The 16,747-nt window shown below is 66.3% G+C and carries 18 protein-coding genes; 5 read left to right on the plus strand and 13 right to left on the minus strand.

The window, feature by feature from the left end; genetic code table 11:
* The first annotated feature begins 63 nt into the window (after window positions 1-63).
* Window positions 64-552, plus strand: a complete 489-nt coding sequence (locus ACZ0AJ_RS14015; RefSeq protein WP_499455121.1) for a hypothetical protein — start codon at window positions 64-66, stop codon at window positions 550-552.
* On the opposite strand, the gene ACZ0AJ_RS14020 is transcribed toward ACZ0AJ_RS14015, so the two are convergent.
* From ACZ0AJ_RS14020 to ACZ0AJ_RS14035, 4 genes are all read right to left on the minus strand, one after another.
* Complete coding sequence (locus ACZ0AJ_RS14020; protein ID WP_499455142.1) at window positions 549-1,901, minus strand: ATP-binding protein; 1,353 nt, start codon at window positions 1,899-1,901, stop codon at window positions 549-551. The genes ACZ0AJ_RS14015 and ACZ0AJ_RS14020 overlap by 4 nt on opposite strands.
* On the minus strand, window positions 1,898-2,560 hold the full coding sequence (locus tag ACZ0AJ_RS14025) for a response regulator (protein ID WP_258835222.1): 663 nt from the start codon (window positions 2,558-2,560) through the stop codon (window positions 1,898-1,900). Before ACZ0AJ_RS14025 ends, ACZ0AJ_RS14020 begins: the two co-directional genes overlap by 4 nt.
* Before the next feature lie 52 nt (window positions 2,561-2,612).
* Complete coding sequence (locus ACZ0AJ_RS14030) at window positions 2,613-4,157, minus strand: Do family serine endopeptidase (protein ID WP_499455144.1); 1,545 nt, start codon at window positions 4,155-4,157, stop codon at window positions 2,613-2,615.
* Between the two features lie 228 nt (window positions 4,158-4,385).
* Window positions 4,386-4,856 (minus strand): Hsp20 family protein, encoded by a 471-nt coding sequence (locus ACZ0AJ_RS14035; RefSeq protein WP_183555607.1) that lies wholly within the window; start codon window positions 4,854-4,856, stop codon window positions 4,386-4,388.
* A gap of 211 nt (window positions 4,857-5,067) precedes the next feature.
* On the opposite strand from ACZ0AJ_RS14035, the gene ACZ0AJ_RS14040 reads away from it, so the two are divergent.
* The 3 genes from ACZ0AJ_RS14040 to ACZ0AJ_RS14050 all read left to right on the plus strand — a co-directional run bounded on the left by ACZ0AJ_RS14040 (window position 5,068) and on the right by ACZ0AJ_RS14050 (window position 9,262).
* A complete protein-coding gene (locus tag ACZ0AJ_RS14040) occupies window positions 5,068-6,984 on the plus strand; it encodes a M61 family metallopeptidase (RefSeq protein WP_499455146.1) in 1,917 nt (638 codons plus the stop codon).
* Window positions 6,985-7,222: 238 nt separating this feature from the next.
* Window positions 7,223-8,446 (plus strand): tyrosine--tRNA ligase, encoded by a 1,224-nt coding sequence (gene tyrS, locus ACZ0AJ_RS14045; RefSeq protein WP_499455125.1) that lies wholly within the window; start codon window positions 7,223-7,225, stop codon window positions 8,444-8,446.
* A gap of 66 nt (window positions 8,447-8,512) precedes the next feature.
* A complete protein-coding gene (locus ACZ0AJ_RS14050) occupies window positions 8,513-9,262 on the plus strand; it encodes an AAA family ATPase (RefSeq protein WP_499455126.1) in 750 nt (249 codons plus the stop codon).
* A gap of 55 nt (window positions 9,263-9,317) precedes the next feature.
* Here ACZ0AJ_RS14050 and ACZ0AJ_RS14055 read toward each other — a convergent pair whose 3' ends face one another.
* The 9 genes from ACZ0AJ_RS14055 to ACZ0AJ_RS14095 form a co-directional block, all read right to left on the minus strand.
* On the minus strand, window positions 9,318-9,680 hold the full coding sequence (locus tag ACZ0AJ_RS14055; RefSeq protein WP_499455128.1) for a hypothetical protein: 363 nt from the start codon (window positions 9,678-9,680) through the stop codon (window positions 9,318-9,320).
* 131 nt (window positions 9,681-9,811) lie between these two features.
* On the minus strand, window positions 9,812-10,132 hold the full coding sequence (locus tag ACZ0AJ_RS14060) for a monovalent cation/H(+) antiporter subunit G (RefSeq protein WP_499455129.1): 321 nt from the start codon (window positions 10,130-10,132) through the stop codon (window positions 9,812-9,814).
* Window positions 10,129-10,395, minus strand: a complete 267-nt coding sequence (locus ACZ0AJ_RS14065; protein ID WP_499455130.1) for an MrpF/PhaF family protein — start codon at window positions 10,393-10,395, stop codon at window positions 10,129-10,131. The genes ACZ0AJ_RS14060 and ACZ0AJ_RS14065 overlap by 4 nt, the downstream gene beginning before the upstream one ends.
* The gene (locus ACZ0AJ_RS14070; RefSeq protein ID WP_499455131.1) at window positions 10,392-10,739 is read right to left on the minus strand and encodes a Na+/H+ antiporter subunit E; all 348 of its coding nucleotides are present in this window, start codon (window positions 10,737-10,739) and stop codon (window positions 10,392-10,394) included. Before ACZ0AJ_RS14070 ends, ACZ0AJ_RS14065 begins: the two co-directional genes overlap by 4 nt.
* Window positions 10,736-12,205, minus strand: coding sequence for a proton-conducting transporter transmembrane domain-containing protein (locus ACZ0AJ_RS14075; protein WP_499455150.1), 1,470 nt, complete (start codon window positions 12,203-12,205; stop codon window positions 10,736-10,738). The genes ACZ0AJ_RS14070 and ACZ0AJ_RS14075 overlap by 4 nt, the downstream gene beginning before the upstream one ends.
* The gene (locus ACZ0AJ_RS14080) at window positions 12,202-12,588 is read right to left on the minus strand and encodes an NADH-quinone oxidoreductase subunit K (RefSeq protein ID WP_499455135.1); all 387 of its coding nucleotides are present in this window, start codon (window positions 12,586-12,588) and stop codon (window positions 12,202-12,204) included. Before ACZ0AJ_RS14080 ends, ACZ0AJ_RS14075 begins: the two co-directional genes overlap by 4 nt.
* The gene (locus tag ACZ0AJ_RS14085; protein WP_499455136.1) at window positions 12,585-13,010 is read right to left on the minus strand and encodes an MnhB domain-containing protein; all 426 of its coding nucleotides are present in this window, start codon (window positions 13,008-13,010) and stop codon (window positions 12,585-12,587) included. Before ACZ0AJ_RS14085 ends, ACZ0AJ_RS14080 begins: the two co-directional genes overlap by 4 nt.
* A complete protein-coding gene (mbhE, locus tag ACZ0AJ_RS14090; protein WP_499455153.1) occupies window positions 13,007-15,259 on the minus strand; it encodes a hydrogen gas-evolving membrane-bound hydrogenase subunit E in 2,253 nt (750 codons plus the stop codon). The genes ACZ0AJ_RS14085 and mbhE overlap by 4 nt, the downstream gene beginning before the upstream one ends.
* A gap of 9 nt (window positions 15,260-15,268) precedes the next feature.
* Window positions 15,269-16,369 (minus strand): calcium/sodium antiporter, encoded by a 1,101-nt coding sequence (locus ACZ0AJ_RS14095; protein ID WP_499455138.1) that lies wholly within the window; start codon window positions 16,367-16,369, stop codon window positions 15,269-15,271.
* A gap of 187 nt (window positions 16,370-16,556) precedes the next feature.
* Between ACZ0AJ_RS14095 and ACZ0AJ_RS14100 the strand changes: the two genes are divergently transcribed.
* A complete protein-coding gene (locus ACZ0AJ_RS14100) occupies window positions 16,557-16,733 on the plus strand; it encodes a hypothetical protein (protein ID WP_499455140.1) in 177 nt (58 codons plus the stop codon).
* The last annotated feature ends 14 nt before the right edge of the window (window positions 16,734-16,747 follow it).

Raw genomic sequence — 16,747 nt, forward strand, 5'->3', positions numbered from 1 at the left:
CTATTTTGGCCTTGCCCGCTGCGGTATCCTGCCTGGCTTAACAGCAAGGCGGCGGCAGACACCATGTACACCATCCCATTCAGAATCAACACTGCCATCGCTGGCACGCTGTTGTTGTTACTTGCGTTGCTGCCCGCACATGCGCAGTTGCCGGCGCCCAGCCGCACGATCTACAAATGCGAGGTGGCCGGCAAGATCGCCTATACCGACGTACCCTGCCTCGGTGCGAAGCGGCTCGACGTGGTGCCCGCGCGCGGTGTCGACAAGCTGTCGGGCACGTCACGCGTTGGCGCGACAGTCGCGCGTGAATATCACCAGGAGAACATGGCCCGTATCTGGAAACCCCTCCTAGGCATGAACGAGCAGCAGTACGCCACAGCGGTGCGGCGTCAAGCGCTGGATGCGAGAGCACAGCGCGAATGCCGTGTACTCGAAGCGGCCATCGTCGACCACGAACGCATCGAGCAGCACGGACTGGCGCGCGCATCAAGGGAGACGCTGGCGCAGGACACCCTCAGCCTGCGCCAGCGTTATCACGAGCTGCGCTGCTAGACGCTTGTCTGTACCGGTGTCTTGAACGTGACGGTCGCCATCAACCCACCCAGCCGCTCGGACGAACCCAGCGTCAGCACCGCGCCATGGCGCTCGGCGATTGCCTTGATGATGGCCAGGCCCAGGCCACTGCCGGCGGCTTCGCTGCCGGCCACGCGGTAGAAGCGGTCGAACACGCGTTCGCGTTCGTCCGGCGGGATGCCCGGGCCGCTGTCTTCCACTTGCACCGCCACCGTGCCGGCGCCGCTGAGTACCGAGATGTCGACGGTGCCCCCGCCCGGGGTGTACTTGACCGCGTTGTCGACCAGGTTGCGCAGCAGGATCTGCAGCGCGTCGGGCTGACCGTCGACGCTGGCCGGGTCAGCTTGTTGCAGGCCCAGGTCGACGCCCTTGGCAGCGGCCACGGCCGCCAGGTCGGCGGCCGTGCGGCGCGCCAGGTCGGCCAGGTCCACCGGCCGGGTTTTGGCAGACGTGCCTTCGGCGGCGGTGGCCTCCTGCCGCGCCAGGATCAGGAGCTGCTCGACCAAACGCGTGGCGCGGTCGATGCCGGCCGTCAGGCGGCTCACTGCCACCTGGCGCGCCTCGGGCGTGTCGGCGCGGTCCAGGCTTTGCGCCTGCAGGCGCAAAGCCGCGAGCGGCGTGCGCAGTTCATGCGCGGCGTCGGCCACGAAGTTCTGCTGGGCTTCGAACGCGGTGCGCACGCGGCCAAACAGCAGGTTCAGTTCTTGCACCAGCGGGCGCACTTCGTCGGGCAAGCCGGTATCGGAGACCGGCGACAGATCGTCGGCCTGGCGCGACGCCACCTGCGAGCGCACGCGCGCCACCGGTTGCAGCGAGCCACTGACGACCCACCAAACGACCAGCATCAGGATTGGCATCATGACCGCGATGGGGCCCAGTGTGCGCAGGGCCAGGTTGCCGGCCATATTGCGGCGCACGGCCAGGTCCTGCGCGACCTGCACGGTTTGATTCGAGGTCTGGATCGAGAACACACGGTAGGTCGTGCTGTTGGCGCGCACGTTCGAAAAGCCCAGCACCGCGCGCTGCGGCAGGCGCGCACGCGAAACGCTGTGGAACATCTGGGCGCCGTCGGGGGACCACATCTGCACCACCATGTCGTCGTTGCCGCCAGCGCTTTCGGCTTCTTGCCGCGCGCGCGCTTCGTCGTTCGACAGCGGTGTGCTCGAGCGCAGCGACAAGGCCATCTGCTGCATGTGGTAGTCAAAGATCTGGTCGGCGTCGTGCAGCGCGGTGCGGTAGGCGATCGTCGCCTGCGCCACCGCCGCGATCGTGATCGCCGCGAGCAGGAACCAGAGCAGGCGCCCGCGCAGCGAGTGCGTCATTTTCATGCTTTGGGCACCATGTAGCCGACGCCGCGCACGTTCTGGATCAGGTCACTGCCCAGTTTCTTGCGCAGGCCGTGGATATACACTTCCACCGCATTGCTCGAGACTTCATCGCGCCAGCTGTACAGCTTTTCTTCGAGCTGCGCGCGCGAGAGCACGGCGCCGGGCCGCGCCACCAGCGCTTCGAGCACGGCCCATTCGCGCGCCGACAGCGACACCTGGGTGCCGTCGACCATGATTTCGCGCGTGACCGGATTGATCGTGATGTTGCGGTATTCAAAAATCGGCTCGGCGCGGCCGGCAGCACGGCGCAGCAGCGCGCGCAGGCGTGCCAGCAGTTCGTCGAGATCATAGGGTTTGAGAACGTAGTCGTCAGCGCCGGCATCCAGGCCCGCGATGCGCTGGGCGACCGAGTCGCGCGCGGTGGCAACCAGCACCGGGGTGCGGTCCTTGCGCGCGCGCATAGAGCGCAGTACTTCGAGGCCGTCCTTGCGCGGCAGCCCCAGGTCGAGCAGCACCAGATCGTAGTTCTGGTTCTGCAGCAGGGCCGTGTCGGCCATTTCGCCGTCCTTGACCCAATCGACTGCGTAGTGCTCGGCCCTGAGCAGGTCGAGCACCACTTCGCCGATCATCGTATCGTCTTCCACCAGCAATAGCCGCATACATCCCCCGTTGTAAAAGTGCGACCCGAGGACGCTACGCTATCTTAACCAATTAACCGATCCGCACCGGGATGAAGATCTTGTCGCTGCCGCGCTGGATCAGCAGGGCCACCGACTTGCTGGCCTTGCCCACCATCTCGCGCACCTGCGCCACCGAGTTCACCGGCCGGCCGTTGACCGAGATGAGCACGTCGCCCGGTTCGATGCCCGCAATCTCGGCGGCGCCCGAGGCATCTTCGATCAGCAGGCCAGTGGCGATGCCACTCTGGCGACGCTCGATCGGCTCCAGGGGCCGCAACGACAAGCCCAGCTTGGCGCTGTTGTCGACGACGCCGGCCACGTCTTCCGCCTGGCCGCGGCGTGGTTTGTCGGCAGCGTCGGCCAGCGTCGCATCGATGCGCACCAGCTTGCCGTCGCGCCAGACGTCCATGGCGATCTTGTCGCCCGGCTTGGCCATCGTCATCATGGCCGGCAGGTCGCCCGACGAGACGATCGGCGTGCCGTTGGCCGTGCGAATCACGTCGCCGGACTTCAGACCTGCACGTTCGGCCGGGCTGCCACGCTCGACATTGCTCACCAGCGCACCTTCAACCGATTCGAGCTTGAACGAATCGGCAAAGCTCTGGCCGACTTCCTGCACGCCCACACCGAGCTTGGCATGCTGCACCTTGCCGGTAGCGACGATCTGGTCCTTGATGCGCACCGCAAGATCGATCGGGATCGAGAACGAGAGGCCCTGGTAACCGCCGGTCTGGCTGTAGATCTGCGAATTGATGCCGACCACTTCACCGCGGGTGTTGAACAGCGGGCCACCCGAGTTGCCTGGGTTGACCGCAACGTCGGTCTGAATGAACGGCACGCTGCCGTCCGAAATGGAACGACCGGTGGCGCTGACCACGCCGGCGGTGACGGTGCTTTCGAGGCCGTACGGCGAACCGATGGCCAGCACCCACTCGCCCACCAGGACCGACTTCGATTTACCGATCGGCGCCACGGGCAAGCCCTTGGCATCGATTTTCAACACAGCCACGTCGGTGCGCGGGTCGGAGCCCAGGACCTTGGCGCGAAACTCGCGGCGATCCTGCAGCTTGACCGTGACTTCGTCAGCGCCCTGCACGACGTGTGCGTTGGTAAGGATGACGCCGTCCGGGCTTACGATGAAGCCCGATCCAGCGCCGAAAACGGGCGCTTCACGACCACCGCGCTCGCCACCGGAGCGCGGGTCCTGAAACTGCTTGAAAAACTCATACAACGGATGGCCCGGGTCGAGGCTTGGCATGCCGCCGGCACCGCCACGGGCAGCCGTCTTGGTGCCGCCAACGACGCGGATATTGACCACTGCCTTGCCCTGCTGCGCGGCGATGCGCGTGAAGTCGGGCAGCGCCACGGTCGACGACGGTGCGCCCACGGCAGCAGCTGGCGCAGCGCCAGGGGCGGCCGCGACGACAGCCGGCACGCTTGGCGCGGCGGCATTGGCAGTGGCGTTATTGTGATTGACAGCGATGGCACCGACCGCGCCGCCGATGACGCCCGCGGCACACAGGGCCAGCGTCAGGCGTTTGGCAGTGATGGCAGTAACGGCACTTGGGTTCGACATGGATGTGCTCCTGATGAAAATTCGGTGAATCGGTGATCGAGATTCGATGAAGCTAGTGTCGCGCAGCCGTCTTAGACCATACTTAAGTTGACAGGCAACACCCCTTAGACACGGCTTAATGCACACAGCTTGCGGTTGCGCAGACACAAGGCCCGCCAGATAGGACAAGGGCGCCCCGATGCTGCAGGCGCCCTCCGTTCAAACCGTTACTGCATTACGTGTGCCAACTCAGGCAGCGCGCTGTTCCAGTGCCTGGACGTTGTCGCCGCTGATCGTGGTGCCGGCAGCATCGCCGATGGCGATCTTGCGTGGCTTGAGCGCCTCGGGCACTTCACGCACCAGTTCGATGGTGAGCATGCCGTTGTCGAACGACGCCGTGGTGACCTTCACGTGGTTGGCCAGCTGGAAGCGTTGCTCGAAATCGCGCGCTGCGATGCCACGGTGCAGGAAGGTGCGCTGGGCGTCATCCTTCTGCTTGCGGCCGGTGACGTGCAGGCTGTCACGCTCGGTGATGATCTCGACTTCGTCGCGGGTGAAGCCGGCCAGCGCCATCACGATGCGGTATTGGTCTTCGCTCACCAGTTCGATGTTGTACGGTGGATAGCTTGGCTGCGACTCGGCGCGTTGCTCGAGCAGGCTGGCCAGGCGATCGAAACCGATGGCGGAACGGTAGAGAGGGGTCAGGTCGTAAGTACGCATGATAGTTATCCTTGTAAAGTTAAGCGATAAAGGTGCGGACCTCAGTTGAGCATCCGCTGGTACCAATCTAATGCCATCCATCGCGAAATCAAGACAAGCAAAATACGGAATTTTAAATATTTTTCCAAATTTTGTTTGCATCATGTATCAGCGAAAATACCGCGTTACGCGCGGTGCTACACTGCCCGGCTTCCCTTCCCTGCCTTTTCCCATGACCGCATCCCGCACCTTCTTCGCACGCGCTGCCCGTCCGGCGAGCGCTTTGGTTCTTGCCCTGGCGCTGGCCCTGCCTGCCGCAGCCCAGCTTCCCGCCGTCGGCGACGCGCCGTATCCCGGCACGATCGCGCTGCATGTCGACGCGAGCAATCTGTCGCAGCAGGTCTTCAGGATGCGCCTGTCGATGCCCGTGCAGGCTGGCCCGATGACGCTGCTGTATCCGCAGTGGGCGCCGGGGAACCACGGCCCGAACATCCCGCTGACCCAGCTCGCCGGCCTGAAATTCCGCGCCGGCGGCAAGCCAGTGGAATGGAAGCGCGACCCGGTCAACGTGTATGCGTTCCACGTCGTGGTGCCGGAAGGCGCAACCACGCTGGAAGCCGAATACCAGTTCCTGTCGCCGCTCGATACGACGCAGGGCCGCATCACGATGACCGACGATATCCTCGGCGTGCAGTGGCAGTCGGTGGCGCTGTACCCGGCCGGCTACCAGGCGCGCCGCATCACCGTGCAGCCGACGCTGCGCCTGCCCGCCGGCTGGCAGTTCGCCAGCTCGCTGGCGGTCGAAGAACGCACCGGCGACGAAGTGCGCTTCAAGCCGCATGATCTCGACACGCTGGTCGATTCGCCCCTGTTCGCGGGCCGCTACTTCAAGCGCATCGACCTGGCGCCGGGCGCGAAGCAGCCGGTGATGCTCAATGTGGTCGCCGACAATCCCGAAAACCTCGAGGCCAAGCCAGACCAGATCAAGCTGCACCGCGCGATGGTCGATCAGGCGCTCAAGCTGTTCGGTTCGCACCACTATCGCCAGTATGATTTTCTGTTTGCGATCTCGGACGAATTCGGCGGCATCGGCCGCGAGCACCAGCAGTCGAGCGAGAACGGCGTCAAGCTCGGCTATTTCACCGAGTGGAACCGCAACGAGGCCGGGCGCGAACTGCTGCCGCACGAATTCGTCCACTCGTGGAACGGCAAGTTCCGCCGGCCCGCGGGCCAGGATGTCGCCAACTTCAACACGCCGCTGCAGAACGAGCTGCTGTGGCTGTACGAAGGCCAGACCCAGTTCTGGGGCAAGGTGCTCGCCGCGCGTTCGGGCCTGGTGTCGCAAACCCACGCGCGCGATGCGCTGGCGGCCGACGCGGCGCGCTACGACGCCACGCAAGGCCGCGACTGGCGCGCCGTGCAGGACACCGTCAACGATCCGATCATCAACGGCCGCCGTCCGATCGGCTGGGGCAACTGGCAGCGCAGCGAGGATTACTACACCGAGGGCATGCTGATCTGGCTCGACGTCGACACGAAGATCCGCGAGATGTCGGGCGAGCAGCGCGGCCTGCAGGACTTCGCGCGCGCCTTCTTCGGCATCGACAACGGCAGCACCCAGACCACCTACTACACGTTCGACGACGTGGTGGCCGCCCTGAACAAGGTGCAGAAATACGACTGGGCGCCGTTCCTGCGCGCGCGCCTGGACGGCCACGGCCCGGGCGCCCCGCTCGATGGCCTCAAGCGCGCGGGCTGGAAGCTGGTCTACGGCGACACGCCGAGCGACGCGGCGCGTGGCGCAGAAGATCGCAACAAGACCACCGACTTCACGTATTCGCTGGGCTTCCAGGTGCGCGCCGATGGCGGCATTACCGGCGTGATCTGGGACGGTGTGGGCTTCCGCGCTGGCCTGGCGGCCAACACGACGATCGTCGCGGTCAACAACCGCGTCTACAAGGGCGACGTGCTCAAGGCAGCAGTGCGCGCGGCCAAGGATGGCAAGGCGCCGCTCGAACTGCTGGTACGCAAGGGGAACAACCTGCGCACGATCTCGCTCGATTACCGCGACGGCCTGCGCTATCCGCGCCTGGAACGCATACCGGGCACGAAGGACCGGCTTGAGGTGCTGTTCAAGGCGCTGAAGTAAGCGCTGCAGCACGCACTGAAGGAAGCACTGAAGCAAGCGCCGCGGCACTGCCCCGGCGCTTGACGCATGCGCCGGCATGCGGCTAAGATCGATCCATGACTTTCATCGTGACTTCCCCAGCCAGCTATTACGCCTACCGCACCTCGCAGCGGTAGGGGCTTTCACGCAACCCGGTCCGCCTCAGGCGGACATGTACGGGTAACCGGTCTTCCTGGGCGTTCCATCTCCAGGAGACTGTATGTCCATCCCGATCGACCTGCTCGACGTTCTGCAAGAACGCGGCTTCATCCACCAGTGCACCGACGTCGCTGGCCTGCGCCACGCCATGGCCACGCCCATCACCGCCTACCTGGGCTTTGACGCGACCGCCGACAGCCTCCATGTCGGCCACCTGCAAGGCCTCATGCTGATGCGCTGGCTGCAGCGCGCGGGCCATCGTCCCCTGCTGCTCATTGGCGGGGCCACCACACGCATTGGCGACCCGAGTTTTCGCGACACCACGCGCCCGGTGCTGGACGGCCCGGCCATCGACGCGAACATCGCCGGCATCGGCCGCGCCTTCGCACGCTATCTCGGCCCGGACGTGCCGGTGGTCGACAACGCTGCATGGCTCGATGGCCTGGGCTACCTCGACTTTTTGGGCCAGGTGGGGCGGCATTTCAGCGTCAACCGGATGCTCACGTTCGACGCGATCCGCTCGCGCCTCGAATACTCGCTGTCATTCCTGGAATTTGGCTACACGCTGTTGCAGGCGTACGACTTCACCGAACTGGCGCGCCGTCATGGCTGCACGCTGCAGATCGGCGGGGCCGACCAGTGGGCCAACATCATCAACGGCATCGATCTGGGCCGGCGCCAGTCGGGCCTGGACCTGTATGGCCTGACCATGCCGCTGCTGGCCACGAGCGACGGCAAGAAGATGGGCAAGTCGGCGGGCGGCGCCGTGTGGCTCAACGCCGACCGCCTGTCGCCCTACGGCTTCTGGCAGTTCTGGCGCAATGTCGACGACCGCGACGTGGCGCGCTTCCTGGCGCTGTTTACCGAACTGCCGATGACCGAGGTGCGGCGCCTGGGCGCGTTGCAGGGCGCGGCGCTGAACGATGCGAAGATCGTGCTGGCCAATGAAGCGACGCGGCTGGCGCACGGGCAGGACGCGCTCGATGCGGCGCTGCGCGCTGCAGCGGCGGCCTTTGGCGACGCCCGGCGCGACGACATGCCAACGTTCGCGCTCGATGCCACGCGCTTCGCGGCCGGGATCACGCTGGCTGAACTTGCCGTCGATGCCGGCCTGGCGGGCTCGCGCAGTGCGGCGCGGCGCCTGGCGGCGGGCGGCGGCTTGCGGCTCGATGGCGTGGCGGTGAACGAGGCCGATATGGTGCTTCCCGCCGGCAGTGACGAGTGGCTTCTTTCGGCCGGGCGCAAGCAGCATGTGCGCATCGTGCTCGCAGAGCGCGGAGAGTAACGCTGCGAGGCCGGCGGGCGCAGGCTGTGGCACACTGGCGGCACTGCCGATTCCTGAATCTTCACCATGCATCGCTTCAGCGCCAAGCCTTACTTGCAACGCGTGTGGGCCGACTTCGGCAACGAGGTCGGCTTCGATGACTTCCCGTTCAACATTCCTGCCGTGCGCGAACTGCAATCGATCGAGTTCCACGCCGACGTGACCTTCTTCGTTGGCGAAAATGGCAGCGGCAAGTCGACCATTCTTGAAGCGATCGCACTGGCGCTGGGCTTTGGCATCGAAGGCGGCACGCTGAACAACCGCTTGCTGAACACGTCCGGCGAGCACACCCGGCTGGCGGATCACATTCGGATGTCGCGCAGCACGCGCAGGCCAAAAGACGGCTATTTTCTTCGGGCCGAGAGCTTCTACAATCTCGCGACCTACCTCGACCAGATGCCGGAGACCACTGCCCTTGGCGGCTATGGCGGCAAGAAGCTGCATGCGCGCTCGCATGGCGAAGCATTCATGAGTGTGCTGCTCGACAAATTCAGGGGCAATGGCCTGTACCTGCTCGATGAACCCGAGGCGGCGCTCTCGCCCAATCGCCAGCTGGCAGCGTTGCGGGCGATGCATCAACTGGCGCAGGATCAGTCGCAGTTCATCATCGTGACGCATTCGCCGATTCTGCTTGCCTATCCTAACGCGAAGATCCTGGCATTTGACGGCGCCGGCATTGCCGAGATCGCGTATGAGGACACGGAACATTACGCCGTGACGCGCGACTTTTTGAATCACTATCCGCGCCGGCTGGAACAGTTGCTGGCGCCGGATTGAGCATGGTGATTTAACCGGGCGACGCTATTCTCGGTTCATCGAGTGCGGGCCAGGACTACTTCCATTCGCCCCGCTGGTTCACCAGCGTTTTCTTGCCTTCAGTGACCACCAGCCGGCCATCGGCGAACACGGTGTAGCTCACGCGGCCCGAGCGAAACACGTAGCCCTGGAAGGCGCCGGGCGTGACGCCATCGGCTGCCATCGAGTGCATGGTCTTGCCACGCAGCTTGATTGCCTTGCCGGTTTTCTTGCTGGTACCGGTGTAGCGCACGTCGTCGCAGGTGACGTTGCCCTCTTCGCACTGCTGCACGATCTTGACGGTAAAGCCGGAAGTTTCCAGCGTCTGCTGCGTAGCGGCGTGGGTCGCGCCAGCGAATGTCATTGCGGCCAGAGCAGCGAGGTGGATGGATCGTTTCATGGGTTCCCCTGTCGAGTGTGGACAGCGCAATGATGCCCGATCGGGCTAACCGTACCGTTCGCTGGCGCGCTTTGGGGGCGCAGAGTTTCTTTGAACAATCCATGCAGCGCCGTTGATGACGGCGTCGCGGATCAGTCCGGCGCTGAAGCATCCGGTGTTGAAGCATCCGACCTTGAGGCGTCCGGCCGGGACGCCGCGGCGCGCGCCAGCGCGTGCGACGCAATCGGCACGGTTGCGGCGAGTACCGTCACCAGCGCGCCGATCTTGATCCACCAGGCCGATCCCGGCTGCAGCACGGCGAGGCCGGCCAGCATGAGGCCAAGCGCCAACGTCGCCGCCTTGGTTGCCGCATGCTGCCGCGACAGGGCGTCCGGCAGCCTGTGCAGGCCCAGCGCCGCCACTGCGAGCAGTGCTGCGCCGACAATCATGAGCGTCCAACCCAGGGCCGTCATGGCGCGTCCCGGCCGGGCGCCCCGGCGCGCAGCGCGTTGGCCCAGCAAACGGTAGCGAGAAACGCGATCAGGGCGAAGCCGAGCGCAACGTCCAGGAAAGCCGTATGCCCGGTACGCGCAGCAGCCAGTATGCATGCCGCAAGGGCGCAGGCGCTGAGAACATCGATGGCCACCAGCCGGTTTGCAGCTCCGGGCAGGCGGCGCAAGGCCGCCAGGACCAGCCACAGCGCCAGGCCAAGAAACACCTCGACCAGTATTGTCATGACATCTCCTCTTGAGCAAAGAGCACGCGCACGGCAACTTCAAACAGATGACGGATTTCCTGCAGCGCCGCCTCATCGGCGCCGTTACCGGTGTCGAGCATATGCAGGCGGATTCGTCCGGCGGCGGCGTCGACGTCCACCGCCGTGGTCCCTGGCGTGAGGCAGATCAGGCAGGCCAGTACGGTCGTTGCCCAAGGTTGCATCGGCTGGAACCGGTAGTCGACGAAACCGGGGGCAAAATCATGCGGACCACGCAGGATGCGCCACGAAATTTGCCAACCTGAACGCGCAATGGAGGCAAACAGGTGCCACACGATCAGGAGGCCGGCGGCGATGCGTTTCATGGTGCAGGCCTGGCCCCCGGTGGCGCCATCGTGCCGGCGGCCGCCACCAGGAAATCGATGAGCGGCCCCGGCATCAGGCCCATGCCCAGGGCCAGCAACGACAGCGCGCCGCAACTGGCCCACGCGCCCGTGGGAAAGGGTGCACCCGGCGTGGTGAGTGGCGCCGGGTGCGGTTTCCAGAACGCCTCGATCCAGATCTTGGCCATCGACAGCAGGGTCAGCCCCCCGGTGCATACGGCCACCGCCATCCACAGGTAATGTTCCTGGGCAAACCCTTCACGCAGGATCAGCAGCTTGGCCCAGAAGCCGGACAGCGGCGGCATCCCGACCAGCGCCACCGCGTTCAGCGCAAACAGGCCGGCGAGCGCTCGGTCACTGCGCGCCAGGGCGCCGATTTTGCGCAGGTCGTAGTGCCCTGCCCTGCGGGCAATCATGCCTGCAACCAGGTACAGGTTGGCCTTGACCAGGATGTGGTGAATGCTGAAGAACAGCGCCGCAACGATCCCGGCAGCGCCGCCAAGCGCCGCCGCCAACAGGATATAGCCCATCTGGCTCACGCTATGGAAGGCCAGAATGCGGCGCAGGTCGTAGTGATACACCGCGCCCATTACGCCCGCAATCATGGTGGCACAGGCAAGCCAGCCCAGGACTGGGGTGTAGGCTGGCGCACCGGCCGGGAAGACTTCATGGAGAACGCGCAGTAAGGCGTAGGCCCCGACCTTGGTGGTCAAAGCCGTAAACAGCGCCAGTACCGGCGGCGACAGCACCGGGTAGGCGGCCGGCAACCAGAACAAAAAGGGGAAAGCGCTGGCCTTGATGAGCAGCGCAATGATCAACAGCGCGCCCAGCAGCAATGCCAGCGGATCGTCACCGCGCCCGGCCAGCGCCATCCCGAGTGCGTGGTAGCCGAGCTGGCCGGTCAGGCCGTACAGGCCCGCCACCGCGGCCAGCAGGACAACCGTGCCGAACAGGTTCAGGACCAGGTATTTCAGACCAGCCTCCAGCTGCGCCGGTGTGCGGCCGGCAACGATCAGTCCGAGGGCCGCGATCAGCATCACCTCGAACCAGACGTACAGGTTGAACAGGTCAGCCGTGGCATAGGCCCCGCACGCGCCGGCCAGCAAGCCATGCACCAGCGGCGGGCCGAACGGCGTGGCCAGTGCGCTGCCCCGGCTGGGCCAGACCAGCACGGCCACGGCCAGCACGGCATTGATGGTCAGCATGAGGGCGGCGGCGCGGTCGATACGAAAGACGATCGCGAAAGGCGCGGCCCAGGCGCCGAATTGCGTTACCACCACCGCGCCGCCGGCAGCGCCATCCAGCAATGCCGCGCAGCACAGCAGCAGGATCAGCGCCCCGCCCAGGCTGGCGGCACGCTGGCGACGCGGGCGCCGGGCCAGCCCAACCGTCAGCGCTGCCGTGAACAGCGGCACCAGCACCGGCGCGGCCGCCAATGCGCCACTCATGGCAGTTCCCCGGGGTCACCGTCAGGCCTCGGGGGTGGTTCGGCTTGTTCGAGTGCATCGGCATCGGCGCGGTCGTCGTGAGCGGCCAGCGCCAGGGCCAGGGCGATGCCGAAACAGGCAAAGGTGAAACCGATCACGATGGCCGTCAGCACCAGTGCCTGCGGTACCGGGTTGGCCACCGCCGCCAGGGGCGCAACCGCGCCTGGCGCAATTAACGGCGGCGCTGCCTGGCCAAGGCGGCCGGCTGCGAACACGAACAGGTTCACCGCTGCACCGAGCAAGGCCAGCCCCACCGAGATGGCCACCAGGTCGCGCGAGCTCGCCAGGTACAGGCCGGCGGCAGCCACCAGGGTCACGCTCGCCGCCATCACCCACTCGATCATCGCATGCTCTCCAAGAGCCGCAGGCAGAATCCGCTCAGCGCCCCCCACACGCACAGCGCCACGCCAAGGTCGAACAGCATCACCGTAGAGAGCTTGAGCGCCACGGCGCCGGCGCCGAGTTCACCCCACAAGTGGGTGAGGAAAGGCTGGCCGAGCGCCAGCGCCAGCAGGCCGCTGGCTGCGGCCAGCGCCAGGCCGAGGGCGCTCAGGCTCAGTGGTCCGAGCGGTAGCCGCGCGCGGGCGGCCGCCGTGCCCCGCACGAGCGCGTGGGCGACCGTCGCCGCCACCGCCACCAGCGCGGCGACGAAGCCGCCGCCGGGCGCATTGTGCCCGCGCAGCAGCAGCCATACGGCGGCGGCCAGCATGATCCAGTAAAGGAAGGACACCGTGGTCTCCAGCACGATCGAGCGCCCGGCATTCATCGGCTTGTTCTCCTGGCAGGCAGCGGGCGTGCCAGCGGCCACGTCGCCAGCGCCGCAAGCATGACCACGGCAATCTCGCCAAGCGTGTCAAGGGCGCGAAAGTCGACGATGATGACGTTGACCACGTTGCGTCCGTGCGCATTGGGTACGCTCTGCGCGAGGAAATAATCGGCCATGGCGGCGTCGAACGGCCGGCCGGACAGCGCCAGCAGCACGGCGCCGAGCAGCAGGCCGAACGCCAGTGCAACGCCGGCCCGCCAGGCATCGGCACGTTCTACGCCCGCCCCGGCGCCCTGCCGCTGGCGGTAGCGGCACAATGCCACCGCTGCCACCACCACGAAGACGGTTTCCACGGCAAGCTGGGTCAGGGCCAGGTCGGGCGCGCCCCGGAACAGGAACACGATCGCGCTGCCGGTGCCAACGGCGCCCGCGCCGAGCAATCGGCCGAGCGTGTCCCGGACCCGCACGGCCAGCGCGGCCCCAAGAATAGCGGTAGCGCACCCGATCAGTACGCCGGCAGCATCGACGCCGATCACCACGGGCGGCGCAAAGTCCAGGCCGAATGCCCAGGGCATGCAGAGCAGCACCGTGGCGGCAACCGTGGCGACCAGGTAGCGGCTCAGGCGGCGCGCCTGCAGGGCGCGCGCCAGCACGCCTGCCACGTGTTTCAGGCCGCGCAGCGCGGCGCCATACGCGGCAGCAGGACCGGCGCGATCGAGGAAGCGCAGCCGCTCAAGGATTCGGTACAGCCGGTTCCAGCCGGCGTACACGAACGCGCCGACCGCCCAGACGATGGCAAAGCTCTCGATGCGAAGCAGCCATTCGGTGGCCAGCGAGGCGTCGGCGCGTGTCAGCGTGGGAGAGATCAGCCGGGCAGCATCGATCAGCAGCGGTTCGGCCAGCGCAGGAAACATGCCGAGCGTGATGCCAATACCGGCCAGCACCAGCGGCGGAAGTGTGAGCGGCCAGCCGCCCTCATGTGGCGCACGGTCCGCTGGATGGGCTGGCGCGCCAAAGAAGATGCGCAAGGCCGCCACGCTGGCGATGGCCACGCCGACCGTGCTCACCAGCAGGCTGGCGCCTTCGACCACCCACAGCACGTCGCTTACCTCCTTGGCGGCCTTCATGCTGTCCTTGGCAACGAAGCCAACTGTGGTGGGCAAGCCGGCCATCGACAGCCCGGCCAGCAGCGCCACCAGCGCCGTGACCGGCATGGCGTGGCGCATGCCGCTCAGCCGGTCGATCAGGCGCGTGCCGGTCGCATGGTCGATATTGCCGGCCACAAAGAACAGGGGAGCCTTGTACAGCGCATGGGCCAGCAGGAAGGCGACAAACGCCAGCGCGCCCAGCTCGTTGGGCAAGCCGATGAGCACAGTCAGCATGCCCAGCGCGGAAACGGTCGACCATGCCAGGATGCGTTTCAGGTCGCGTTCGCGGGGCGCCTGCATGGCGCCCCGCAAGGCGGTAAGCGTGCCGATCGACAGAAGTGTGCCCTCCCACCACGCAACCGCGCCCATCGCTTCGTCGAAGCGGGCCATCACATACACGCCGAGATTGACCATCGTCGCCGAGTGCAGATAGGCCGAGACCGGCGTCGGCGCAGCCATCGCCCCCGGCAGCCAGAAGTGAAACGGAAACTGGGCCGACTTGGTCATGGCCCCAGCGAGCACGAGCGCCACGCCCGCCTGGAAGCGCGGCTGGGCCAGCACGGCGGGATCGAGCTGCGCCAGGTCGCTCAGCCGCAACCCGGGCGCGGCCAGCAGGATCAGGACGAACCCGGCCAGCAGCGCCAGCCCGCCGGCACCCGTGACCAGCAGCGCCTGACGCGCACTGTCACGGCTGTCAGGACTGTCGCGCTCGAAGCCCACCAGCAGGAAGGACAACACGCTCGTCGCTTCCCAGAACAACAGCAGCAGCAGCAGGTCGTCGGCGAGGATCGCCCCGATCATGGCCAGCGTGAATGCGATGAGCAGGCCCATCAATTGGCCAAGCCGGACATGGCCGTGCAGATAGCCGGGCGTATACGCAAGCACCGCCGCGCCGACAACGCACACGAGCAGCAGGAACAGGCGCGCCAGGCCATCGGCGGCAAACCCCAGGTGGATGCCGAGCGGCGCCACCCACGACACCGACCAGCTTGCCGGATCGGCCGGCAGGGCGGCCACCGCCGGCAGCAATGCCAGCGGCAACAGCCACGCCCAGCGAAGCCAGGCTGCCTGCGATGCCACCGGAAGCGCTGTGTGCACCATGGCGGGCGCCTAGCGGGATGAACTGTCCAGATTCACGCGCCGCCCCCGCCACTCGCGCCAGGCAACGAGCGCCAGCGTCAGGGCGACGAGCGGCAATACGGCCATCACCATGACGGCGCTATAGGGCTGCAAGGCATCGTGCTGCTGGGCCGCCAGCAGCACGTACGCCATGTAGGCCGCGTACAGCCCGAAGAACAGCGCCCCTTCCCAGCGGGCAATCAGGTTCCCGGTGAAGAAGATGGGCAGGCAGGCGATGGCCACGGCGATCATGACTGGCAAATCGAATGCCAGCACCGATGGGGCAACCCCGATGCCCGCCGGCGTCACCAGCGACGACAGCCCCAGCACGCCGAGGATATTGAAGACATTGCTGCCCACCACGTTGCCCACCGCAATATCGCGCTGGCCCCGCAACGCTGCAATGATCGAGGTGGCCACTTCGGGCAGCGAGGTGCCTGCGGCAACGATGGTCAGGCCAATGACGAGTTCGCTGACGCCGAGGTACTGCGCGAAGCGGACGGCCGAGTCCACCAGCCAGGTCGCGCCCAGCACCAGCAGGCCCAGTCCGGCGACGATGAGCAGCAGTTGCACCGCCGGATGTCTGTCCCAGCCCGCAGACGCGCCGGGCATGTCATCGGGAAGGCCGGCGTCGCCCTGCTGATGCTGGCGCCGCGACTGCACCACCAGAAACACGGTATACCCGGCCAGCAGGACCAGCAGCAGGGCCCCGTCGCCACGGCCAACACGCCCGTCCAGCGCCAGCACGAGCAGCAGCAGCGAGACACCGATCATGACCGGGACTTCCTGGCGCACGACCTGGCGCGCCACCAGCAACGGCACGATCAGCGCCGATAGACCGAGGATGAACAGGACGTTGAAGATATTGCTGCCCACAACATTACCAAGCGCAAGATCGGCGCTGCCGGAGACGGCCGATTGCAGGCTGACGGCCAGCTCGGGGGCACTGGTACCGAACGCAACGACGGTGAGCCCGATCACGAGAGGCGACATGCCCACCGACAGTGCGAGAAGCGAAGCACCGCGCACCAGCGCCTCGGCGCCGGCGACCAGGAAGACGAGTCCGAATACGAACAAGAGTATGTCCATCATTGGCGGCCCTTCTCATGCAAAACCTGCGATGCTGTCGGCAATGCTGCTGGCAATTCACTGGCAATGTCGCCTGCGACCCGACGTCGCCGGGCCAGCTCGCTGACTCGCCTGTGGCAGCGTTGTCGTCAATTATAAGACGCTTTAAAACAGGAAGAAACACCTGATCGGCGCAAATGCAGAACCGGCAATGCGGCCATTGCACACGTGCCGCGCCAGCGCAGAAGGCCTGATCGCGACAGGGTTGCAGCCGGTATATCAGCCCTCCGGCACGGATGCTGCCGACAAGCATTTCCCGCCTGTCGCGCAGCAGGCATGCCGCATGATCGCCGCGCAGAATGCCAGCAAGCCAGGCCAACGCACCTGATTGGCAGGCACGGT

It is taken from the genome of Telluria sp. AC161, from assembly GCF_979258535.1.